Below are 20,576 nucleotides of genomic sequence, written 5' to 3' on the forward strand. Positions count from 1 at the left end.
GACTATATCGAGATGTTCTACAATCCAAAGCGGCGGCACAGCTTCAGCAATGACCTGTCGCCGGTCGAGTATGAGAAGCAGTATTTTCAGCGGCTGTCGAGTGTCTAGAAAACTCGTGGCGATTCAAAGGTCTTGTTATGGAATAGGTGGTTGTCCTTGCGTAGACTGAGGAACTTCAGCCAGGGGCCGAGTTTGGCTTCGTAAAAGGTGATGCCGCCATCGGAGTGACGGCGGCGGAAGCTGAACACATAGCCGGAAAAATAGCGCAGGCTTCCATCCTTGCGCACCAGTTCGATATTAAGCAGCTTGCCTTGCATCTCCTTGAGAGGAACGCTGGCTTCGTCGGACAGCAACTCGACAGTGAATTCGAAATCCTTGGACAAGCTTTCAGTTGCATCGATCTTGTTTACCACGAATTGGGCAGTCGGAGCGTCATCGTCAGGAAATGACAGACGCAGGATACGGTCGTACTGTCTGCCGTAAACGAGATCATGAATGGAGCGGCGAAGATTGGTCATGCGCGTTCCCAAGGTTGAATACGCTGCTTTGTTTGCTGCTGGCCGCCCGCCGCACGTGACGGTCTGGCGCGGTCTGTCGTGAGTTCGTATGCTTTCGGTGGAGGGGCTTGGCCGCCCAGTCGTTCGGCATGAATGAGGATCGGTGCGGCGAAGATCAGCTTGCGTGAGCTTCGCGCCGGGCCGCATGGCTGCGCGCGAAAATGGCCGCGCTGCCAGTGCGCTGCCCTGATGCCGGCAGTGCCGGGAGCTGCTGGCATCGCACGCGCGCTTGCAGGGCCAACCGTGACACGGTCATACAGAGACTCCAGGCGGCGCTGCACCTTGGCTTGCTTTTTTGTGCCTACCACCGTCAACCGCTTGAGCGCATCGCTGTATTCTGAACTCACCTCTTTCCGCGCGTCCTTCAGGCCGAGGTACAGGAACACTTTCAACTTGACCGGATAGGGAAGATCGTCCAAGGTCGTCACCATGCTCGCCCGTATGGCCGGTTCGAGCTGTCCTAGCGCCTCTCGTTTGAACTTGTCTTGTATCGCCTTGTATTCAGCGTACTCGGTAGCGGGGACACTGGATCGAGGCACAAGTGCTACGCCAGGGCCGTGAAACGTCGTGTCTGCCATAGTGACCATGTTCAGTTGAGAAAGCTGCTACCTGCTGCGATGAGAACCTCGTAATTATTCAAGGGCATGCACAGGTGGAACTTGAGCAGAAGCAACTTGCAAGTGATCATGTAGGCACCATGGATCACCGGGTACTTGATAATTGAGTGTGTTGATGGGCTTTGTTGCACAAATGGGCTGAACGCGTAATACCCCAAACCCCAAACGGATTTACGGTATGGCCACCGTCGTGGGCGTTCCCAAGCGCGTGAAGCGATTGAGGATGGCAGCACGCACTTGCAACTCGGCGACCTGACGAGCGAAGTCACGTGCCATGACACGTTCACCGAGCAGCTTGAAGCAACGCATTTTGGTTTCCACGAGGCTGCGCCGATGATAGCCGCACCACTTCTTCCAGATCTTCCGGCCAAGTCGGCGCGTGGCATCCAGAATGACATTGCGGACATCAAGGCCGGGGTGCCGTTCCATCCATGGCTTGGCGTTCCTGCGGGAGTGGATCGACCGAATCCCGGAAGTGAAGATGTACCCGGAACCAAAGCGCCGTGTTCGGTGGATCACGCCGAAGCGAGCCAAGGCGCTGTTGGAGGCGCTGCCTGAGCACCAGCGAGACATCGTGTTGTTTGCGCTGGCGACCGGGCTAAGGCAGGGCAATGTGGTCCGTCTGCGATGGTCGCAGGTGGATCTTGAGCGTCGTACAGCCTGGATCGCAGCCGATGAGGCAAAGGGCGGTGAGGACATCCACGTCTCGCTGTGCAATCTGGCGGTGGAGGTGCTGGAGCGCCAGCGTGGCAAGCACGCAGAGCGTGTCTTCACGTACGAAGGCAAGCCGATCAGGTACGTGAACACGAAGGCCTGGCGCAATGCGCTGAAGCGGGCCGGCATCGCGGACTTCCGCTGGCACGACCTGCGCCACACTCGGGCCAGTTGGCTGATCCAGAATGGCACGCCGTTGTATGACCTGCAGGAAATGAGTGACTGGAAGTCAGCCGCAATGGTGCGGCGGTACGCACACTTGGCGCCGGCATCCATGGCGCGTCACCCGGCGGTAGGAGACGGACTGCTGCGCGTCGCAAGTACGGCACAGCATGTAGAAGAGCGGACTGTCGCAGAAACAAAAAAAGGCGTCACGATCACTCGCAACGCCTTGATTTGATACTGCAAATTCGTGGTAGGCCGTGCTGGGCTCGAACCAGCGACCAACGGATTAAAAGTCCGCTGCTCTACCAACTGAGCTAACGACCCGAAGAAGGCACGCATTATAGCGGGTCGTTTTGATTTATGCCAGAGCTAACGCAAATTAATTCAGGGCAGCGGTGACTTTCAGCACTTCCTCGGCCGTCGTCAGCCCTTCCTGGATCTTGCGGGCGCCGGCGATGCGCAGTGGCGTCATGCCGTCGGCCACGCTCTGGCGGCGCAGCGCGGCCAGGTCGGTGTCTTCCTGGATCAGGCGCGCGAACTCCTCGCCGACGGTCGCCAGCTCGTACAGGCCGGTGCGGCCGCGAAAGCCCGTCTGGCGGCATTCCGGGCAGCCGATCGGACGGTAGACGGTGGCCGGCTTCGGGAGGTCCCGGGCGCCGCCCAGGTTGTGCCAGAGGTCGTCGGGCAGGTCGCCGTCCGGCGCCTTGCAGTGCGGGCACAGCGTGCGTACCAGGCGCTGGGCCATGATGCCGATCAGCGTCGCTTCCAGCAGGTAGTAGGGCACGCCCAGTTCCAGCAGGCGCATCACGGCCGACGGCGCGTCGTTGGTGTGCAGCGTCGACAGCACCAGGTGGCCGGTCAGCGCGGCCTGGATCGCCATTTCCGCCGTCTCCAGGTCGCGGATCTCGCCGACCATGATGATGTCCGGGTCCTGGCGCATCAGCGCGCGCACGCCGTCGGCGAACGACAGGTCGATGCCCGGCTGCACCTGCATCTGGTTGAACGCCGCCTCCACCATCTCGATCGGGTCTTCCACCGTGCACACGTTCACTTCGCTGGTCGCCAGCGCCTTGAGCGTCGTGTACAGCGTGGTCGTCTTGCCCGAGCCGGTCGGGCCGGTGACGAGGATGATGCCGTGCGGGCGCCGCACGAGCGCGTCCCAGCGCGCCGCGTCCGTGGGCGGGAAACCCAGTTCCGGCAGCGTCTTGACCACCACTTCCGGGTCGAAGATGCGCATCACCAGCTTCTCGCCGAAGGCCGTCGGCATGGTCGACAGGCGCAGTTCCACTTCCTGGCCCGCGTGCGTGCGGGTCTTGATGCGGCCGTCCTGCGGGCGGCGCTTCTCGATCACGTCCATCCGCCCCAGCAGCTTGATGCGCGCCGTCATCGCCAGCATGACGACGGCCGGCACCTGGTACACCTGGTGCAGCACGCCGTCGATGCGGAAGCGGATGACGCCCGACTCGCGCTTCGGTTCCAGGTGGATGTCGGAGGCGCGCTGCTCGAAGGCGTAGCCCCACAGCCAGTCGACGATGTTGACGATGTGCTGGTCGTTGGCGTCGACCTGGCGGTTGGCCTTGCCCAGTTCGACCAGCTGCTCGAAGTTGTTGCGCAGCGCGAGGTCCTGGCCGCCGGCCTTGTTGGCGTCGCGGATCGACTTGGCCAGGCTGAAGAACTGCGTGATGTACTGGGCGATGTCGAGCGGGTTGGCGATCACCAGGTCGATGCGGCGGCGCGAGAGGCGCGCGATCTCGTCCTGCCACTCGGTGCGGAACGGGTCGCTCGTCGCCACCACCAGCGCGCCCGGCTTGAGTTCCACCGGCAGGATGTTGAAGCGCGCCGCGTAGCCGGCCGACATCACGTCGGCCACTTTCGTGAAGTCGATCCTGAGCGGGTCGATGCGCAGGTACGGCAGGCCGACCTTGGCCGCGCACCATTCGCTCAGCGCGTCGAGCGTGAGCAGGCGGTGCGGTTCCTGCGCCGACACGATCTTGCACTGGGCGACGGCCGTCAACGGGTGCATCGAGCCGGCGGCGCTCTTCAGGATGCCCTGGGCCTGGGCGAAGTGCGGCTTGACCGTCGATTTCTCGACGATGCCGTCGGCCAGCAGCCAGGAAAAGATCGTCTGCAGGTCGAGCGTTTTCAAGGCTGGCTTGGCCGTGGGCTGCATGGGCGCGCCGTCAGGAGGTGGCGGCGGCCTGGATGCCGTTCACCCAGGACCTGGCCGGCAGCTTGGTGGCGGCCACGATCTGCGCGGCGCGTGCGGCCAGGCGCGCGGGGTCGAGGTCGGGCATCGTGCGGAAGCACAGCGCGACCACGTTGCCGTCGTGGACTTCGGGCAGGCAGATCACGTGGTCGAAGGCGAAGCGCATCGCCTTGATGTTCTTGGCGAAGCTCGGATGGTCGCCGAACAGGTTGACGGTCATGACGCCGCCGTCCGCCAGGCAGGCGTTGCAGGCCTGGTAGAACTCGGGCGTGTCGAGCACGGGGCCGCGCGCGGTGGCGTCGTACAGGTCGCACTGCAGCACGTCGAAAGCGCCGTGGTTGGCATCGTCGAACACGAAGTCGAGCGCGTCCATTTCCAGCACCTGCAGGCGCGCGTCGTCGTCCGGCAGCTTGAACATCGTGCGGCAGATCGCGATCACCGACGCGTTCAGCTCGACGGCGGTCACGCGCGCCTGCGGGAACAGGCGGTAGGTCGCCTTGGTCAGCGTGGCGGCGCCCAGGCCCAGCTGCGCGATCGCCTGCGGCTGGTCGACGAACAGCATCCAGGCCATCATCTGCTGGGCGTATTCGAGCTCGGGCCAGTCGGGCTTGCGGATGCGCATGGCGCCCTGGACCCATTCGGTGCCGAAGTGGAGGTAGCGCACGCCATCCTGTTCGGACAGGGTGACGGGAGCGAATTTCGGCTTGCGCGCGGGACGGCGCGAGGATTCGGCCTGTTCGATGGATTTGCGTTTGATGAGCATGGGACGACCTGAAGGGAACGTCCTATTATCTTAGGAAGGGGTTGCGCGGCGCAAGCGCCACAGCGTGCGGGAAGGCTCCCGCCGCGCAAGCGCGGCGGGAGGGTGGCGCGGGTCGAGGGGGAGGGACCCGCGCCGGGGAAGCGCTGGATGGATCAGTACTGTTCCGGCTCGACGGTCACGCGCAGGCGCACGCGGTTGCCCGGGTCGCGGTTCATCACCGTGGTGTAGGTGTGGCCGCGGTAGTCGTAGGTCACGTCGTAGCCGTTGGTGCGGGTCTCGACGGCGTCGACGGTGCGGCAGCGCTGCACGGCCTGTTCCTGCACGGAGTTGCCGATCGGGCGGCCGTCGTTGTCGACGCGGTCGCCGACCATGCCGCCGGCGATGGCGCCCGCGGCGGCCGCGGCGACCTTGCCGTTACCGCTGCCGACCTGGCTGCCCAGCAGGGCGCCGGCGATGCCGCCGATCACGGTGCCCGCCTGGCTGCGCTGCTGCTGCACCGGGACCTGCACGTAGTCGGTGCGGCATTCCTGGCGCGGCGAGCGGATCTGCTCGACGCGCGGCTGCACGCGCACGACCTGGCCGAAGTCTTCGAAAGCGCCAGCCTGGGCCTGGGCCAGCGGCAGGGCGCAGACGCCCAGGGCGGAAAGAATCAGTTGGGCTTGGAGTTTCATTGTCATACCTCGTTCTGTGCGTTGGGTCGTTGACGGTATTGGTCGAAGGCGTTTCGCCATGATTGAATGGTAGCGCCTTCCCGCCCTTCGAAACAATCCGCGTGGCAACAAAATGTAACAGCTGGTATGCACGTGCGGACAGCTTCCGTAGAGTGAAGAAAAACGTGGGGAATCGGTCATGGTTGGCACGGAAAATCCGGCTTTTTTTACAAATATGTCCTGCTCGGCCATATTCGGGTTGATTCGCATACCACAAAACGTTACCCTTAGGAGACTTAGGGTTTTATTGGCGCGTGGAAACGAGACCAGGAGAAAGCGAACGAGCCCCCGCTTCCACAATACCACGCGCTGGCGCAAGCAGAACCAGACTGGGTATTGAGGAAATAATGAGTTTGTTGATGAGAGTTCCGCCGAATCTTGTGCAGTCGATCCGCGCTTACCGTCCTACGGAGCTGCAGAGGGAGGCGTTGCGCCTGGGCCATCACTTCCTCTATGCCATGTGCTCGAATGCGCTGACCAAGCAGCAGGTCTGCGCCCGCATCGGCGAGCAATTCTATTTCCCCAAGCCCTGCAGCAAGAATTTCGACGCGCTGCGCAACTGCCTGACCAACGTCATCGCCGATGCCGGCCCCCAGCCGGGTTTTCTTGCCGTGCTCGACCAATTGCCGAACACGCAGAAATTCGACAAGGAAGCGCGCGAGACGCTGCTCGACGTCTTCCGCGACGCCGCCGAATTCTGGGCGGAGAAAAAGGTGCCGTTCCGCGTGTTCTATTCGTTCGAGGAACCGCAATCGCCCCAATCGGTGGGGTGGGTGGGCGCCCGGCCGTTCGAATAAGGCCCGTTTTCCCCCGCCTGCGGGCGTTGCGGGCCGCGGCCTTTCCTTTGGCCCATCTGCCGGCTCGGGTTACAATACGCGATTATGAAAAATATCGTGATCCTTATTTCTGGCCGCGGCAGCAACATGGAGGCCATCGTGCGCGCGCTCGAGAACGAGCGCTGGCCGGCCCGCATCGCCGCGGTGATCAGCAATAAGCCCGACGCCGCAGGGCTGGCGTTCGCGCAGGCGCGCGGCATTCCGACCGCCGTCGTCCCGAACAAGGAATTCGCCAGCCGCGAGGCCTTCGATGCCGCCCTGCGCGAGACCATCGACGGCTTCCGGCCCGACCTGGTGGTGCTGGCCGGCTTCATGCGCATCCTGACGGCGCCGTTCGTCGAGCACTACGCCGGCCGCATGCTGAACATCCACCCGTCGCTGCTGCCGCTGTTCCCCGGACTGCACACGCACCGGCAGGCGCTGGACGCGGGCGTGACCGAACACGGCGCCACCGTGCATTTCGTGACCGCCCAGCTGGACCACGGTCCGACCGTGCTGCAGGCGCGCATCGACGTCCTGCCCGGCGATACCGAAGAGCGCCTGGCGCAGCGCCTGCTGGAAAAGGAACACGTGATTTATCCGCAGGCGGTACGCTTGTTCGTCGAAGGCCGCCTGCGCGTCGACGACGCCATCGTCCACATCGCCGCGGCCGACTGATTCGAACAATTCAAGGAACACCATGAGATTGCCACCCGCGATTCTCGGCAATGCGGAAGAGGTATTGCGCGAGATCCTGCGCTTCACCGCGCCTGCCGACGTCACCCTGTCGCGCTACTTCAAGGACCATCCCCGCCTGGGCGGCCGCGAGCGCGGCGCCATCGCCGAATGCGTCTATGCCGTGCTGCGCAACAAGACCTTCTACACCGACTTCGCCGGCGGCGCGACCATGCGCCGCCTGGTCCTGATGGGCATGGCCGACGCGGTCGGCGCCGAATCCCTGGGCGGCCTGTCGGAAGACGAAACCGCCTTCCTGGCGCGCATCCAGGAGATCGACCGCAGCCTGCTGCCGGCGAAGCAGCGCGCCAACCTGCCGGACTGGCTGTACGAGAAATTCGTCGCCCAGTACGGCGAAGCGGAAACCCAGCAGCTGGCCGCGGTGCTGAACACGCCGGCCCCGCTCGACCTGCGCGTCAATTCGCTCAAGGCCGACCGCGAGAAGGTGATCGCCGAACTGGCGAGCGCCCCGATCAAGGCCGAACCGACCCCGTACGCGCCGCTGGGCCTGCGCGTCTGGAAGAAGCCGGCGCTGCAGAACCTGCCGCTGTTCAAGGAAGGCGCGATCGAGGTGCAGGACGAGGGCAGCCAGGTGCTGGCCCAGCTGCTCGGCGCGCGCCGCGGCGAGATGGTGGTCGACTTCTGCGCCGGCGCCGGCGGCAAGACGCTGGCCATCGGCGCGATCATGCGCAATACCGGCCGCCTGTACGCCTTCGACGTGTCGGAAAAGCGCCTGGCCAAGCTCAAGCCGCGCATGGCGCGCAGCGGCCTGTCGAACGTGCATCCGGTCGTGATCGCGCACGAGCGCGACGCCAAGGTCAAGCGCCTGGCCGGCAAGATCGACCGCGTGCTGGTCGACGCGCCGTGCTCGGGCATGGGCACGCTGCGCCGCAACCCGGACGTCAAGTGGCGCCAGCAGCCGGAAGGCGTGGCCGAGCTGACCGCCAAGCAGGCCGCGATCCTGGACGGCGCCGCGCGCCTCGTGAAGTTCGGCGGCCGCCTGGTGTATGCGACCTGCAGCCTGCTGGACGAAGAGAACGACGCCATCGTGCAGGGCTTCCTGGCCGCGCACCCGGACTTCGAACTGGTGCCGATGCACCAGGCCCTGGCGGAACAGCGCATCGAGCTGGAGATGGGCGACTATCTCAAGATGCTGCCGCACAAGCACGGCACCGACGGATTCTTCGCCGCCGTGCTCGAGCGCAAGGCCACGCCTGCCAAGCCGGCCGTCGAAGACACCGCAGACGCCGACGACGCGCAGTAAGGCATGGATTCGCTGAGCAGCCTGATCGACGACCTGCTGGACGACCTGGGCCGCCCGGGCATGCCCTGGCAGGCCGGGACCATCGTCGCCAGCATCCTGCTCGGCTGGCTGGTCACGCGCCTGGTGCAGGTGTGGTGGCACCGCCGCCGCGGCGACGCCGACAGCGTGGCGCACACGGGCGTGGACAGCTTCACCCGGGTCGTCTCGCCGCTGCTGGTGGTGGGCTTCCTGGGACTCGGCGAGTTCTTGCTGGACAAGTATCGCTTCCATACCAACATCGTCAAGGTGGCGATCCCGATCTTCTGTTCGCTCGCCGTGATCCGCCTGGTGTTCTACCTGCTGCGGCGCGTGTTCGCGCGGCGCGGGCAGCTGGGCGAGACCTTCGTCACCTTCGAGAAGATCTTCGTGCTGGTCGTGTGGGTGGCGGTGGCGCTGTACATCGCCGGCATGTGGCCGGACATCTTCCATTTCCTCGACAGCTACCAGCTGCAGTACGGTCCCAAGAAGAGCAGCCGGGTGTCGCTGGCCGACATCCTGCAGGCCATCGTCTCGGTCGTCGTGCTGCTGATGCTGGCGCTGTGGGCCGGCACGGCGCTGGAAGAGCGCCTGATGGGCCTGACCACGCTGCACAGTTCGCTGCGCGCGGCGCTGGCGCGCGTCAGCCGGGCCGTGCTGATCGTCGGCGCGGTGCTGCTCAGCCTGAACCTGGTGGGCATCGACCTCACCGTACTGTCCGTGTTCGGCGGCGCGCTCGGCGTCGGCCTGGGCCTGGGCATGCAGCGCATCGCCAGCAACTACGTGTCCGGCTTCATCATCCTGCTGGAACGCAGCCTGTCGATCGGCGACATGATCTCGGTGACGAACTTCACCGGCAAGGTCACCCAGATCAATACCCGCTACACGGTGCTGCAGGGCCTGGACGGCGTCGAGACCGTGGTGCCGAACGAGATGCTGATCTCGGGCGCCGTGCAGAACCAGTCGCTGAGCCACCGCCGCGTGCGCGCCGGCACCAAGCTCACGGTGGCCTACGGCTCCGACCTGGACGTGGTGATGCCCCTGCTGGTCGCGCAGGCCGTCGGCACCCCGCGCGTGCTGGAAGAGCCGGCGCCGGGCTGTTCGCTGTCGCGCTTCGGCCCGGACGGTTACGAGCTCGACCTCGGCTTCTGGATCGCCGATCCGGAGAACGGGCAGGGCGGCGTCGCCTCCGAGATCAACAAGAAGATCTATGCGCTGGTCAGCAGCGGCCAGATCCGCCTGGGCTATCCGTCGGTGGACACGCGCCTGCTCGACAACCACATCGCCTCGGTTGTGGCGCGGATCACGCAACCGGCGGGCGAAGTGCCGCCGCCGGCGCCATGATTGGCCGGAAGCGTGCCACGTATCAGTAGTTACGCGTAAAATGCGTATGCGTCATGCGATTCACATGACATTCTTTTTGCAGAGATCGTTCCAAAGAAAGAATGACCTGCCTCAAAGCCATCCATAGTGGAGCATCAATGAACTTCCTCAGCAACATCCTGCACGCCGTGCTGTCCTTCATGGATGGCGGCCTGTTCGACCTGTCGGTCTGGCAGATGGTCGTGTACACGCTGGTCGTCACGCACATCACGATCGCGGCCGTCACCATCTACCTGCACCGCCACCAGGCCCACCGCGCGCTGGAGCTGCATCCGATCGTGAGCCATTTCTTCCGTTTCTGGCTGTGGCTGACCACGGGCCAGGTGACCAAGGAATGGGCCGCCGTGCACCGCAAGCACCACGCCAAGTGCGAGACCGTCGACGACCCGCACAGCCCGGTCACGCACGGTATCAAGAAGGTGTTGCTCGAGGGTGCCGAACTGTACCGCGCCGAGACGAAGAACCGGGAAACCCTGGACAAGTACGGCCACGGCTGCCCGGACGACTGGATCGAGCGCAAGCTGTACACCCGCTACAGCTGGCTGGGCGTGTCGCTGCTGCTGCCGCTGACGTTCATGCTGTTCGGCGTGGCCGGCATCACGATCTGGGCCGTGCAGATGCTGTGGATCCCGATCACCGCGGCCGGCATCATCAACGGCATCGGCCACTACTGGGGCTACCGCAACTACGACTGCAACGATGCGGCCACCAACGTGCTGCCGTGGGGCATCCTGATCGGCGGCGAGGAACTGCACAACAACCACCACACGTTCGCGACCTCGGCCAAGCTGTCGAGCAAGTGGTACGAGTTCGACATCGGCTACGCCTACATCCGCACGATGGAACTGGTCGGCCTGGCCAAGGTCAAGAAGACCATCCCGAAGCCGCGCCTGGCCAAGGACAAGCAGCAGGCCGACTTCGACACGCTGCAGGCCGTGATCGCCAACCGCTACGACGTGATGGCGAAGTACGCCAAGTCGGTCAAGGCCGCCTTCCGCGAGGAAGTCGCGCACCTGAAGCACAAGGCCGAGCTGGAATCGCGCTTCCTGAAGAGCGCGCGCAAGTCGATGCAGCGCGAGCCGGCCAAGCTGCCGGCGGCGCAGCAGGCACAGCTGGTCGAGCTGTTCCAGCACAGCAAGGCGCTGGAAACCATGCACCAGATGCGCGTGGAACTGGGCGCGATCTGGGAGCGGTCGCACTCGACCCGCGACCAGCTGCTGCATCAGCTGCAGGACTGGTGCGCACGCGCCGAGGCGTCCGGCATCAAGTCGCTGCAGGAATTCTCGATGCGCCTGCGCAGCTATGCGTGACCTGAACTGACCGGCAATGTGAAACGGCTCCCGCGGGGAGCCGTTTTTTTGGGGCGCTGTTCGCGTTAATCGGGTTTCCTGTCCAGCTGCTTGCCGACCTGGACCGCTGCCCGCAGCAGCAGTGCCGGTGTCGTCGCCCGCTGGTCGTCCAGCACCCGCTGCCAGCCCGAGCCGTCGCGATGAACGCGAACAGCGCCTTGTTTTGTCCTCGCAAACGTCGTCGCGCCATAAAAAAAGCCGCCAAACCGGCGGCCTTTTTCGACGCGAGAACCAGGATTACTTGATCTTGGTTTCTTTGTACAGAACGTGCTTGCGTGCTTTCGGGTCGAATTTGGTGATTTCCATCTTCGCCGGCATGGTGCGCTTGTTCTTGGTCGTGGTGTAGAAGTGACCGGTACCTGCGGTCGATTCCAGTTTGATCTTGTCGCGGCCAGTTTTTGCCATGATGACTCCCTATTTAGATTTTTTCGCCGCGGGCGCGCATGTCGGCCAGCACAGCGTCAATGCCCAGCTTGTCGATGACGCGCAGGCCGGCATTCGAAATACGCAGGGAGACCCAGCGGTTTTCCGATTCTACGAAGATGCGGCGGTTCTGCAGGTTCGGCAGAAAACGACGCTTGGTTTTGTTGTTGGCGTGGGAGACGTTGTTGCCAACCATCGGGCCCTTGCCAGTAACTTGGCAAACACGTGCCATAGCGCACTCCTTGAGTAAACTTCCACAATGGGAAAAACGAGAGTATAGCGTGAAAACAGCAGCGTAATCAACAACTTGCGGAAAAAAATTGTTTCTCAATAAATCGAATGAATTTAACAATCGTAAAATCGGGCAAGCGCCATAGCGTAAACCCCTGTTTTCACACCGTTATTTTCGCTGGTTGCACAAGTGCACGACGCCCTCGCCTGCAAACCGCTCTATAATGCAGCGTGGCCTGCCAGGCAATCGCATCGTCGCCGGCCACCCACTGGAGCGTTGTCGCATCGTCGTGCAGCACGCGGACAGCGTCTCGGCATCTTCCACCAACGTCCTTCGCTCCATGAACCACGCTTCCAAGTCGCGCCGCCAGGGGCGCGCCCCCACTTTCCGCATTTCCACCGGTGTCGACGGACTCGACGCCATCCTCAATGGCGGCCTGACGGCGCAGCGCGTCTACCTCGTCGAGGGGGCGCCGGGCACCGGCAAGACCACGCTCGGCCTGCAATTCCTGCGCGCCGGCGTCGCCCTCGGCGAGCGCGGCCTGTACATCACGCTGTCCGAGACGGCGGACGAACTCGACGCGGTCGCGGAAAGCCATGGCTGGACCATGGACGGCATCGACGTCTACGAACTGGCCGGCGACACCGCGCTCGACCCGGACGCCCAGCAGTCGGTGTTCCACCCGTCCGAAGTGGAACTGGGCGAGACGACGCAGGACGTGATGGAACAGGTCGATCTCCTGCAACCGGCGCGCGTCGTGTTCGACAGCCTGTCGGAGATGCGCCTGCTGGCCCAGAACCCGCTGCGCTACCGGCGCCAGATCCTGGCCCTGAAGCAGTTCTTCACCGCGCGCGCCTGTACCGTGATCCTGCTCGACGACAAGACGAGCGAGTCCGACCAGCACCTGCACAGCATCGCCCACGGCGTCGTCAGCCTGGAGCAGATCGCCAAGGAGTTCGGCAAGGAGCGCCGCCGCGTGAACGTCCTCAAGATGCGCGGCATCGCGTTTCGTGGCGGCTACCACGACTACACGCTGGAGAAGGGCGGCCTGCGCATCTTCCCGCGCCTGGTCGCATCGGACCACCAGCAGGCATTCGTGCCGCGCGTGCACCCGAGCGGTTCGCCCGGCTTCGACGCGCTGCTCGGCGGCGGCCTGGTGGCCGGCACCAACACGCTGATCGTCGGCCCGTCCGGCATCGGCAAGACCACGCTGTCGGTGCGTTGCATGCTGAGCGCGCTGGAGCGCGGCGAGAAGGCCTCGTTCTACCTGTTCGACGAAGGCACGGGCACCTTCTATTCCCGCAACGCGAGCTTCGGCATGGACCTGCAACCCTGGGTCGACAACGGCCAGCTGTTCGTCCACCACATCGACCCGGCCGAGCTGGCGCCCGGCGAATTCACCCAGATGCTGCGCGACGCCGTCGAGCAGCGCGGCGTCAAGTTCATGGTGATCGACAGCCTGAACGCCTACATGCAGGCGATGCCGGGCGAGCAGTACCTGACGCTGCAGATGCACGAACTGCTGTCCTACCTGAACCTGCGCGGCGTGACAACCATGCTGGTGCTGGGCCAGCACGGCCTGGTGGGCGAGGTGCGCACCGACGTCGACCTGAGTTACCTGAGCGATACCACGGTGCTGCTGCGCTTCTTCGAGTCGAATGCGCGGGTGCGGCGCGCCCTGACCGTCATGAAGAGCCGGACCACCACCCATGCGCCGACGATCCACGAGATGCTGCTGGGCAGCGGCGGGGTGCGCATCGGCGCCCCGCTGGAAGGTTTCGAGGGCGTGCTGACCGGCCTGCCCACCTACCGCGGCAGCACGCCGATGATGAGTGTCCACGGGGAGCCGCATGCGGGCGGCGACGCCTGACGCCAGCGGACAGCGCCTGCTCGTGCTCGCCCCGCGCGGACGCGATGCCGGCGTGATCGGCGAGGTGCTCGGGCGCGAGCGCCTGGACTGCGTCGTCGTGCCCGACGTCGGCGCCCTGCTGGCGGGCATCGACGCGGGTGCCGGCGCCGCCATCGTGGCCGAGGAAGCGCTCGACGAGGGCGGCCTGGGCGTGCTGGCCGAACGCCTCGCGCGCCAGCCGCCGTGGTCGGACTTCCCGCTGGTGCTGCTGGTGTCGCGCCCGGTCGCCCGCGAGGGGCCGGGCGTGCGCGAGCGGCTCGTCGAACTGGGCAACGTCATCCTGCTGGAACGCCCGCTCAACGTCCAGACCCTGCGCAGCGCGGCCGCGTCGGCCCTGCGCGACCGCCGCCGCCAGTACCAGGCGCGCGACATGCTGGTCGAGCGCGAGCGCGCCGCGCAGACCCTGCGCGACAGCCAGCAGCAGCTGGTCCAGCTGAACGAGACGCTGGAAGCGCGCATCGAGGAGCGCACGCGTGCGCTGGCCCAGGCCAACGACCGCCTGACCAACGAAATCATCGAGCGCGAGCGCGTCCAGCAGACCGTCTCGCAGCTGCAGAAGATGGAAGCGGTAGGGCGGCTGACCGGCGGCATCGCCCACGACTTCAACAACCTGCTCAGCGTCGTGCAGGGCAATATGGACCTGATCCTCCTGACGTCGCAGGACGAGGCGGCGAAGAAGCGCGCGCAGGTGGCGCGCAACGCCTGCCAGCGCGGGGCCAAGCTCACCGGCCAGCTGCTGGCGTTCTCGCGCAACCAGAGCCTCGACCTGCGCCCGGTCGCCGTCGAGACGCTGTTCGACGGCATCCGCGACCTGGTGGCGACGTCGGTCGGCTCCTCGGTCTCCCTGCGCTACGACATCGCCGGCGATGCCGGCAGCGTCTTCGTCGACAGCAACCAGATCGAGATGGCCCTGCTGAACCTGGCGATCAATGCGCGCGACGCCATGCCCGATGGCGGCGCGCTGCGCTTCCACGCGTGGCGCGGCGAGCCGCCGCCCGGGATGCTGCCGCCCGGCGAGTACGTGTGCATCGCCGTCAGCGACAGCGGCGAAGGCATGAGCGCCGACGTCGCGGCCAAGGTCTTCGAACCCTTCTTCACCACCAAGCCGGTCGGCAAGGGCACGGGCCTCGGGCTGAGCCAGGTGTACGGCATGGCGCAGCAGTCCGGCGGCGGCGCGCGCATCGCCAGCGTGCCGGGCGCGGGCACCACGGTCGAGGTCTGGCTGCGCTGCGCGCCGGCGCGGGGCGCGGACGCCGGCGCCGCCGGCGCCGCAGCGCCGCCCGCGCGCGCCGGCGCCCGCATCCTCGTCGTGGAAGACGACGACATCGTGCGCAACGCCGTCGTCGAATCGCTGCAGGCGCTCGGCCACCGCGTGGTGCAGGCGCCCGACGGCCACGCGGCCCTGACCGCGCTGGAACGCGAGCGGCCCGACCTGATGATCACCGATTACCTGATGCCGGGCATGACCGGCGCCGAACTGATGCGCAAGGCCCGCATGGTCTTCCCGGACATGCCGATGATCATCGCCACCGGCTACGCCGACATGCGCGCGATCGAGGAAATCCTCGGCAAGGACATGTTGCTGCGCAAGCCTTTCCAGCTGGCCGACCTCGCATCCAGCGTCGAGCGCGCGCTGGCGCGCAGCAGCTGAGGACCGGCGCGCCCCGTCAGAGCTGGCCGTGCTCGGCGAACGAGTGCACCAGCGCCCCGGCCACGACGATGTGGTCGAGCAGGCGCACGTCCACCAGGCCCAGCGCCTGCGTCAGCGCGTAGGTCAGGCGCAGGTCGGCTTCGCTCGGCTCGGGCAGGCCGGACGGGTGGTTGTGCGCCACGATCACGCCCGCCGCATTGCGTGCCAGTGCCTCGACGACGATTTCGCGCGGATGCACGCTCGTGTGCGTCAGCGTGCCCCGGAACATTTCCTTGTCGGCGATCAGGCGATTCTTGACGTCCAGGAACAGCACGACGAAGGATTCGTGGCGCTGCCCGCCGAGCTTCATGCGCAGGTAGCGCTTGACCAGGTCCGGCGAGCCGAACGCCTCGCCCGCCTGCAACTGCTCGGCGATGGCGCGGCGCGCCAGTTCCATGACGGCCTGCAGTTGCGCGTACTTCGCCATGCCCAGGCCGTGGACTTCGGCACAGTCGTCCAGCGTGGCGCCGAACAGACCGTGCAGCGAGCCGAAGTGCTGCAGGATGTCGCGCCCCAGCTCCACCGCGCTTTTCCCACGCACGCCCACGCGCAGCAGCAGCGCCAGCAGTTCCGGATTCGACAATGCCGCCGCGCCTTCGCGCACCAGGCGCTCGCGCGGCCGTTCTCCTGCGGTCCAGTCGTTGATGCCCATGCGTTCCCCCTCGAAATCGGCGTGGGGTGGATTATCGGCCGGCTATGGTCGGCGGTACTGATCTGCGCCGCGCTCAGGTGCCGAACCAGCGCGCGGCCGCCTGCCGCAGCGCCTGGAGGTCGGGCGTGCCGTCGCCGGCCCAGGCGACGATGCCGTCGGGGCGCACCAGCAGGGCGCACAAGCCCAGGCGTTCCCGCGCATGCACCGGCAGGTACGCCAGGCGGCCATGAAACGCGTCCGCCACGGCGGGAAGCGCGGCATCGTGCCCGAAATCGAGCAATAGCCCACGGCCAGGGCGCAGCGCCGCGTCGACCGTCGTGCCGTCCGCGAAGGCGAAGGCGGGCACGCTGCGGCCGACCAGTGGATGGTTGCCGCCGAGCTCGTACTGTATGGATATGCCCCACAGCCGGCCGGCGATGGTCGTGGCGCCGTCGCGCGTCGCGAGCAGGTCGCGCACGATGGCGTACAGGGCGCGCGCGTGCGGATCGGGGCGCATCAGCGCCACCTGGGCGCGCGACCAGTCCAGCACGCGCGCGCCGACCGGGTGGCGTTCGGCGTGGTAGCTGTCCAGCAAGCCGGGCGGGGCGGCGCCGCGTACCGCCGCCGCCAGCTTCCAGCCCAGGTTCATCGCATCGCCCAGGCCCAGGTTCAGGCCCTGGCCGCCCAGCGGCGCATGGATGTGGGCGGCGTCGCCGGCCAGCAGGACGCGGCCGGCGCGGTAGCGCGTGGCCTGGCGCGCGCGGTCGGTCCAGGTGGCGGCCAGGTGCACCGACGCGATGCCGACCCGGGTGCCGGAGATGCGGCGCAGCACCGCCTCCAGGTGCGCGCGCGTGACGGGCCGGCCGGCGTCGTGGAAGGCGCCGCCGTCGGCATCCTGCAGCGCGAGGATGCCCGGCTGCGACTGGAAATACATGCCGTCCGGCGTCTGCACGCGGCCGGGACGGAGCAGGTCGGCATCCACCAGCTCCACGCTGGCCGAGTAGCCGGTGAACTGCGGCTCGGTGCCGGCGAAGTCGAAGCCGCCGGCCTTGCGCACGGCGCTGCGGGCGCCGTCGCAGCCGACCAGCCAGGCGCAGCGCAGGGCGTCGCCACCGGCGCCGGCGCCGGCGCTGACGGTGACGCCATCGGCATCCTGCACGAAGCCGGCGACGGCGCAGCCACGCCGGATGGCGACGCCCAGCGCCTGCGCCCGCTCCGCCAGCACCGTTTCCAGTTCCGCCATTTCCGCGACCAGGCTGGCGGGCGTGGCGGCGGGCAGGCGGTACGGCCAGCGCGCCGTGTCGACCAGGTCGCGGTCGAGCGGGATGCCGGCGAAATGGCCGGCCTGGCGCGGCGCCGCCGCGCTCGCCGCGGCGGAGAACGGAGTCTTCAGGCGCTGCGGTATCGCGAGCCGGTCCAGCAGGCCGCGCCGCGCCAGCGCCTCGATGCTGGGCGCCGTCAGGCCGCGCAGGCCGAAGGGCAGTCGTTTGAAGGGCGAGTCGGGCGTGGCGGCCTTGTCCAGGACCAGGACCGTGCAGCCGGCGAGCGCGAGTTCGCAGGCGAGGAAGAGGCCGACCGGACCGGCGCCGGCGACGATGACGTCGTGGGATGCAAGCATGGTGGTGTGTCGTCGTGGGATCGAAGACCGCACGATACGGCCACGCCGCCATGCCGTTCTTGTACGAATGCGACAAATTCAGGGCGCGCGCGCGCGCCGCCGCTGCGCGAAGACGGCCGGCGTCATGCCGGCATAGCGCCGGAACGCGCGGTTCAGGTGCGACTGGTCCGCATAGCCCAGTTCCTGCGCCAGCGCGGCGAGCGGGGTGTCCGGATCGGTCCACAGGCGGTTGCGCGCCTGCTCGAAGCGGACCAGGCTGGACACGTCCTTCACGGTGCGGCCGGATGCCCGCTTGAAGCGGCGTTCCAGCGTGCGCACGGTGGCGTGCGCGCCGGCCGCCACCTGGCCGACCGGCAGCGTGCCGCCCGCGTCGCGGATGGCGCCGCCGGCGCGCGCCAGCAGGGCGTCGACGGCGGTCCGCGCCGCCAGGAAATGCGCGCTGGCGGCCGCGATCGCGTCGGCCGGCCGGCCCGCCACCAGGCCGGCGGCCACGTCGTGCTGCAGGACGGCCAGCGGATGGGTGTCGAGCGCGGCGCTGCCGGTGCCGGATGGCAGGCCGAGCAGTTCGTACACGGTCCAGGGAAAGCAGCGGATGCCGAGGATGTCCACCGGCCCGTCCGCGCGCAGGCGCGCGGGCCCGTCCAGCAGTCCCATCAGGAACGGCGACGGCAGCGGCCGCCAGCCGCCGGGGCCGGCCAGGGCGAACGGCCCGCCGGCATGGAAGACGATCTCGGCATAACCGTCCGGCATGACCTCGAACGGCGCCGCGTCCTGGCCGCGCCGCAGGTGCCAGAAGCACGCGACCACGTCGCGCAGCGGCGCCGGAGGAGGATATTCGCGATGGTGCATGCGGGCACGATAGCATGCCCGCGGGCTTCGGCTTCGGCTTCGGCTCCGGCTCAGGGCTGGCCCCCCGCCGCCAGCGCCACGGCGTCGGCGCCGGCCGGGATGCGCATCGGCGCCTGCGGATCGGTGGCGGCGCGCCAGACGGCTTCGGCCACGTCCTGCCCCTGCGTGATCGGCGTCGTCGTGTCCTGCACGGCGGCCAGCACGCCTTTCGCGTACGCCGCATACGGCTCGGGGAACGCGCTTCCCATGCGCGTGCGGGCGTTCTCGCCGAAGCGGGTGCCGGGCGCGCGGCCCGGCAGCACCAGGCGCGCCTTGACGCCGAACGGCGCCAGTTCCAGCGCCAGCGATTCCGTGAAGGCGTTCACGGCCGCCTTGCTGCCCGTGTACACGGACAGCAGCGGCAGCGAGGCCAGCGTCACGGTCGAGGTGACGTTGACGATGGTGCCGGCGCGGCGCGCGCGGAACTGCGGCAGCACGGCCTGGGTCATGGCGATGGTGCCCAGGGTATTGGTCTCGAAGACCTCGCGCGCGGTGTCCATGGACGTGCCTTCGAGGGCCGCCAGCACGCCGATGCCGGCATTGTTGACCAGCACGTCGATGGGGCCGGCCGCCTCGATGGCCGCCTGGATGCTGGCGGGATCGACGACGTCGAGCGCGACGATCTTCAGGCGTTCGGACGCCGGCAGGAGGTCGGTGCGGGGCGTGCGCATGGTGGCGACGACGTTCCAGCCGCGTTCCAGGAACAGTGTCGCGGTATCGAGGCCGAAGCCGGACGAGCAGCCGGTGATCAGGACGGTGTGCATGGTGTTTCCTTGTCGTTCGTGTTGAGGAAACCGAACGATAGACTGACAGCACCGGACTTGCTACACTGGGAAGTCCGATTTTCTGTCGCCAGCGTCCGCCATGACCGATCCCCTCGCCGAAGTCGTCTCGCTGCTGCAGCCGCGCGCCTCCTACACCAAGCTGGTCGCCTGCACCGCGCCGTGGCTGGTGCGGCGCAGCGAATTCGGCCAGCCCTTCTATGCCGTGGTGCTGGAAGGCGGTTGCCACCTGACCGTCGACGGCCAGGACACGATCACGCTGCACGCCGGGGATTTCGTGCTGCTGCCGGCCGCCCAGGGGTTCGCCACGGCCAGCCTGGGGCACCCGCAGGCGGCCGACCCGGATGCCGCCACGTCGCCGGCGCGGATGATGCCCGGTGGCGTGCGCATCGGCGACCCGGACGGCCCCGTCGATGCGCGCCTGCTGGTCGGCCATTGCACCTTCGAATCGCCCGACGCGGCGCTGCTGGTATCCCTGATGCCGCGCTGGCTGCTGGTGCGCGGCGAGCCGCGCCTGGCGACGCTGCTGCAGCTGGTCAACGACGAGACGCGGGCGGCGCGGCCGGCGCGCGGCGTCGTGCTGGCGCGCCTGCTGGAAGTGGTGCTGATCGAGGCGCTGCGCCTGTCCGCCTGCCAGGGAGCGTGCCAGGCGGCCTCGCCCGGCGTGGCGCGCGGCCTGGCCGATCCGCGCCTGGCCGCCGCGCTGCGCTGCCTGCACGCCGAACCGGCGCGCGCCTGGACCGTCGAGCAGCTGGCGCAGGCGGCGGCGATGTCGCGCTCCGCCTTCTTCGAGCGCTTCAGCCAGACGGTCGGGATGGCGCCGATGGCGTACCTGCTGCTGTGGCGCATGGCCCTGGCCCAGCGCATGCTCCGCGACGAGGGGCTGGCCGTCGCCCGCGTGGCGGAGCGGGTCGGCTACAGCTCGGCCAGCACCTTCGGCGCCGCCTTCCTGCGCCATGTCGGCATGTCGCCGGCGCTGTATGCGCGCCAGGCGCGCCAGGCCCCGGCCGGCGCGGATGCCCACGCCGAGGCCGAGGCGGCATGAGGCGGCATGACGCGGCTGCCGAAAAAACGTGCAGCGCGGCGTGGCGAAAACCACGGCGCGCGAGC

General features: G+C 67.2%; 21 protein-coding genes, 1 tRNA gene and 1 pseudogene. 10 read left to right on the forward strand and 13 right to left on the reverse strand.

Annotated features, from left to right (window positions below):
• Positions 1 to 108 (forward strand): IS3 family transposase (locus QZ749_RS16405; protein ID WP_296944544.1); only part of this gene is annotated, 108 nt, incomplete at its 5' end.
• On the opposite strand, the gene QZ749_RS16410 is transcribed toward QZ749_RS16405, so the two are convergent.
• From QZ749_RS16410 to QZ749_RS16420, 3 genes and pseudogenes are all read right to left on the reverse strand, one after another.
• Positions 105 to 518 (reverse strand): contractile injection system protein, VgrG/Pvc8 family, encoded by a 414-nt coding sequence (locus QZ749_RS16410; RefSeq protein WP_307726668.1) that lies wholly within the window; start codon positions 516 to 518, stop codon positions 105 to 107. The two genes, QZ749_RS16405 and QZ749_RS16410, sit on opposite strands and share 4 nt — an antisense overlap.
• Positions 515 to 976, reverse strand: a complete 462-nt coding sequence (locus tag QZ749_RS16415; RefSeq protein WP_296949002.1) for a hypothetical protein — start codon at positions 974 to 976, stop codon at positions 515 to 517. Before QZ749_RS16415 ends, QZ749_RS16410 begins: the two co-directional genes overlap by 4 nt.
• Positions 977 to 1,345: 369 nt before the next feature.
• Positions 1,346 to 1,633 (reverse strand): annotated as a pseudogene (locus QZ749_RS16420) (IS5/IS1182 family transposase); the annotation flags it as partial.
• Between the two features lie 22 nt (positions 1,634 to 1,655).
• Here QZ749_RS16420 and QZ749_RS16425 point away from each other — a divergent pair.
• Positions 1,656 to 2,288 carry a site-specific integrase gene (locus QZ749_RS16425; protein ID WP_296949004.1) on the forward strand — a complete coding sequence of 211 codons (633 nt, stop codon included), beginning with the start codon at positions 1,656 to 1,658 and terminating at the stop codon, positions 2,286 to 2,288.
• A 13-nt stretch (positions 2,289 to 2,301) separates the two neighbouring features.
• Here the strand turns inward: QZ749_RS16425 and QZ749_RS16430 are convergent.
• From QZ749_RS16430 to QZ749_RS16445, 4 genes are all read right to left on the reverse strand, one after another.
• Positions 2,302 to 2,377 (reverse strand) — tRNA-Lys (locus tag QZ749_RS16430).
• 55 nt (positions 2,378 to 2,432) lie between these two features.
• Positions 2,433 to 4,223 (reverse strand): GspE/PulE family protein, encoded by a 1,791-nt coding sequence (locus QZ749_RS16435; protein WP_296949006.1) that lies wholly within the window; start codon positions 4,221 to 4,223, stop codon positions 2,433 to 2,435.
• A gap of 10 nt (positions 4,224 to 4,233) precedes the next feature.
• Positions 4,234 to 5,022, reverse strand: a complete 789-nt coding sequence (locus QZ749_RS16440; protein WP_296949008.1) for a spermidine synthase — start codon at positions 5,020 to 5,022, stop codon at positions 4,234 to 4,236.
• 152 nt (positions 5,023 to 5,174) lie between these two features.
• Positions 5,175 to 5,693, reverse strand: a complete 519-nt coding sequence (locus QZ749_RS16445) for a glycine zipper 2TM domain-containing protein (protein ID WP_296949010.1) — start codon at positions 5,691 to 5,693, stop codon at positions 5,175 to 5,177.
• Positions 5,694 to 6,079: 386 nt separating this feature from the next.
• Here QZ749_RS16445 and QZ749_RS16450 point away from each other — a divergent pair, with 386 nt between their 5' ends.
• From QZ749_RS16450 to QZ749_RS16470, 5 genes are all read left to right on the forward strand, one after another.
• Positions 6,080 to 6,529, forward strand: a complete 450-nt coding sequence (locus tag QZ749_RS16450; RefSeq protein ID WP_296949011.1) for a barstar family protein — start codon at positions 6,080 to 6,082, stop codon at positions 6,527 to 6,529.
• 84 nt (positions 6,530 to 6,613) lie between these two features.
• Positions 6,614 to 7,225 (forward strand): phosphoribosylglycinamide formyltransferase, encoded by a 612-nt coding sequence (gene purN / locus QZ749_RS16455; protein WP_296949013.1) that lies wholly within the window; start codon positions 6,614 to 6,616, stop codon positions 7,223 to 7,225.
• Between the two features lie 22 nt (positions 7,226 to 7,247).
• Positions 7,248 to 8,546 (forward strand): RsmB/NOP family class I SAM-dependent RNA methyltransferase, encoded by a 1,299-nt coding sequence (locus QZ749_RS16460; protein WP_296949014.1) that lies wholly within the window; start codon positions 7,248 to 7,250, stop codon positions 8,544 to 8,546.
• Positions 8,547 to 8,549: 3 nt separating this feature from the next.
• Entirely contained in the window at positions 8,550 to 9,905 is a 1,356-nt protein-coding gene (locus QZ749_RS16465) for a mechanosensitive ion channel family protein (protein WP_296949016.1), read from the forward strand.
• Positions 9,906 to 10,042: 137 nt separating this feature from the next.
• Positions 10,043 to 11,254, forward strand: coding sequence for a fatty acid desaturase (locus QZ749_RS16470; protein WP_296949018.1), 1,212 nt, complete (start codon positions 10,043 to 10,045; stop codon positions 11,252 to 11,254).
• Positions 11,255 to 11,530: 276 nt separating this feature from the next.
• On the opposite strand, the gene rpmG is transcribed toward QZ749_RS16470, so the two are convergent.
• The gene (rpmG, locus tag QZ749_RS16475) at positions 11,531 to 11,698 is read right to left on the reverse strand and encodes a 50S ribosomal protein L33 (protein ID WP_078034102.1); all 168 of its coding nucleotides are present in this window, start codon (positions 11,696 to 11,698) and stop codon (positions 11,531 to 11,533) included.
• Between the two features lie 13 nt (positions 11,699 to 11,711).
• On the reverse strand, positions 11,712 to 11,948 hold the full coding sequence (gene rpmB, locus QZ749_RS16480; protein WP_025511730.1) for a 50S ribosomal protein L28: 237 nt from the start codon (positions 11,946 to 11,948) through the stop codon (positions 11,712 to 11,714).
• A gap of 340 nt (positions 11,949 to 12,288) precedes the next feature.
• On the opposite strand from rpmB, the gene QZ749_RS16485 reads away from it, so the two are divergent.
• Both QZ749_RS16485 and QZ749_RS16490 read left to right on the forward strand, forming a co-directional pair.
• Positions 12,289 to 13,818: an ATPase domain-containing protein gene (locus tag QZ749_RS16485; protein ID WP_296949025.1), complete on the forward strand. Its 1,530-nt coding sequence runs from the start codon at positions 12,289 to 12,291 to the stop codon at positions 13,816 to 13,818.
• Positions 13,799 to 15,508 carry a response regulator gene (locus tag QZ749_RS16490; protein WP_296949027.1) on the forward strand — a complete coding sequence of 570 codons (1,710 nt, stop codon included), beginning with the start codon at positions 13,799 to 13,801 and terminating at the stop codon, positions 15,506 to 15,508. The genes QZ749_RS16485 and QZ749_RS16490 overlap by 20 nt, the downstream gene beginning before the upstream one ends.
• A gap of 16 nt (positions 15,509 to 15,524) precedes the next feature.
• On the opposite strand, the gene radC is transcribed toward QZ749_RS16490, so the two are convergent.
• The 4 genes from radC to QZ749_RS16510 all read right to left on the reverse strand — a co-directional run bounded on the left by radC (position 15,525) and on the right by QZ749_RS16510 (position 19,448).
• Positions 15,525 to 16,199 carry a DNA repair protein RadC gene (radC, locus tag QZ749_RS16495; RefSeq protein WP_296949029.1) on the reverse strand — a complete coding sequence of 225 codons (675 nt, stop codon included), beginning with the start codon at positions 16,197 to 16,199 and terminating at the stop codon, positions 15,525 to 15,527.
• Between the two features lie 73 nt (positions 16,200 to 16,272).
• Positions 16,273 to 17,796: an FAD-dependent oxidoreductase gene (locus QZ749_RS16500; RefSeq protein ID WP_296949031.1), complete on the reverse strand. Its 1,524-nt coding sequence runs from the start codon at positions 17,794 to 17,796 to the stop codon at positions 16,273 to 16,275.
• 78 nt (positions 17,797 to 17,874) lie between these two features.
• On the reverse strand, positions 17,875 to 18,645 hold the full coding sequence (locus QZ749_RS16505; protein ID WP_296949033.1) for a helix-turn-helix domain-containing protein: 771 nt from the start codon (positions 18,643 to 18,645) through the stop codon (positions 17,875 to 17,877).
• 50 nt (positions 18,646 to 18,695) lie between these two features.
• The gene (locus QZ749_RS16510; RefSeq protein ID WP_296949034.1) at positions 18,696 to 19,448 is read right to left on the reverse strand and encodes an SDR family oxidoreductase; all 753 of its coding nucleotides are present in this window, start codon (positions 19,446 to 19,448) and stop codon (positions 18,696 to 18,698) included.
• Positions 19,449 to 19,548: 100 nt separating this feature from the next.
• On the opposite strand from QZ749_RS16510, the gene QZ749_RS16515 reads away from it, so the two are divergent.
• A complete protein-coding gene (locus QZ749_RS16515; RefSeq protein ID WP_296949035.1) occupies positions 19,549 to 20,511 on the forward strand; it encodes an AraC family transcriptional regulator in 963 nt (320 codons plus the stop codon).
• Positions 20,512 to 20,576 lie beyond the last annotated feature (65 nt).

Origin of the sequence: uncultured Massilia sp., assembly GCF_913773735.1 — a bacterium.
Classification (GTDB): Bacteria; Pseudomonadota; Gammaproteobacteria; order Burkholderiales; family Burkholderiaceae_D; genus Telluria.

What these genes read in the sequence shown, in the direction of transcription:
- QZ749_RS16470 (WP_296949018.1), top strand. Translation starts at nt 10,043, where the DNA reads ATGAACTTCCTCAGCAACATCCTGCACGCCGTGCTGTCCTTCATGGAT.
- QZ749_RS16500 (WP_296949031.1), bottom strand. Translation starts at nt 17,796, where the DNA reads ATGCTTGCATCCCACGACGTCATCGTCGCCGGCGCCGGTCCGGTCGGC.
- QZ749_RS16450 (WP_296949011.1), top strand. Translation starts at nt 6,080, where the DNA reads ATGAGTTTGTTGATGAGAGTTCCGCCGAATCTTGTGCAGTCGATCCGC.
- radC (WP_296949029.1), bottom strand. Translation starts at nt 16,199, where the DNA reads ATGGGCATCAACGACTGGACCGCAGGAGAACGGCCGCGCGAGCGCCTG.
- QZ749_RS16435 (WP_296949006.1), bottom strand. Translation starts at nt 4,223, where the DNA reads ATGCAGCCCACGGCCAAGCCAGCCTTGAAAACGCTCGACCTGCAGACG.
- rpmB (WP_025511730.1), bottom strand. Translation starts at nt 11,948, where the DNA reads ATGGCACGTGTTTGCCAAGTTACTGGCAAGGGCCCGATGGTTGGCAAC.
- QZ749_RS16490 (WP_296949027.1), top strand. Translation starts at nt 13,799, where the DNA reads ATGCGGGCGGCGACGCCTGACGCCAGCGGACAGCGCCTGCTCGTGCTC.
- QZ749_RS16515 (WP_296949035.1), top strand. Translation starts at nt 19,549, where the DNA reads ATGACCGATCCCCTCGCCGAAGTCGTCTCGCTGCTGCAGCCGCGCGCC.
- QZ749_RS16425 (WP_296949004.1), top strand. Translation starts at nt 1,656, where the DNA reads ATGTACCCGGAACCAAAGCGCCGTGTTCGGTGGATCACGCCGAAGCGA.
- QZ749_RS16485 (WP_296949025.1), top strand. Translation starts at nt 12,289, where the DNA reads ATGAACCACGCTTCCAAGTCGCGCCGCCAGGGGCGCGCCCCCACTTTC.
- QZ749_RS16465 (WP_296949016.1), top strand. Translation starts at nt 8,550, where the DNA reads ATGGATTCGCTGAGCAGCCTGATCGACGACCTGCTGGACGACCTGGGC.
- QZ749_RS16410 (WP_307726668.1), bottom strand. Translation starts at nt 518, where the DNA reads ATGACCAATCTTCGCCGCTCCATTCATGATCTCGTTTACGGCAGACAG.
- QZ749_RS16440 (WP_296949008.1), bottom strand. Translation starts at nt 5,022, where the DNA reads ATGCTCATCAAACGCAAATCCATCGAACAGGCCGAATCCTCGCGCCGT.
- QZ749_RS16510 (WP_296949034.1), bottom strand. Translation starts at nt 19,448, where the DNA reads ATGCACACCGTCCTGATCACCGGCTGCTCGTCCGGCTTCGGCCTCGAT.
- QZ749_RS16445 (WP_296949010.1), bottom strand. Translation starts at nt 5,693, where the DNA reads ATGAAACTCCAAGCCCAACTGATTCTTTCCGCCCTGGGCGTCTGCGCC.
- rpmG (WP_078034102.1), bottom strand. Translation starts at nt 11,698, where the DNA reads ATGGCAAAAACTGGCCGCGACAAGATCAAACTGGAATCGACCGCAGGT.
- QZ749_RS16460 (WP_296949014.1), top strand. Translation starts at nt 7,248, where the DNA reads ATGAGATTGCCACCCGCGATTCTCGGCAATGCGGAAGAGGTATTGCGC.
- purN (WP_296949013.1), top strand. Translation starts at nt 6,614, where the DNA reads ATGAAAAATATCGTGATCCTTATTTCTGGCCGCGGCAGCAACATGGAG.
- QZ749_RS16505 (WP_296949033.1), bottom strand. Translation starts at nt 18,645, where the DNA reads ATGCACCATCGCGAATATCCTCCTCCGGCGCCGCTGCGCGACGTGGTC.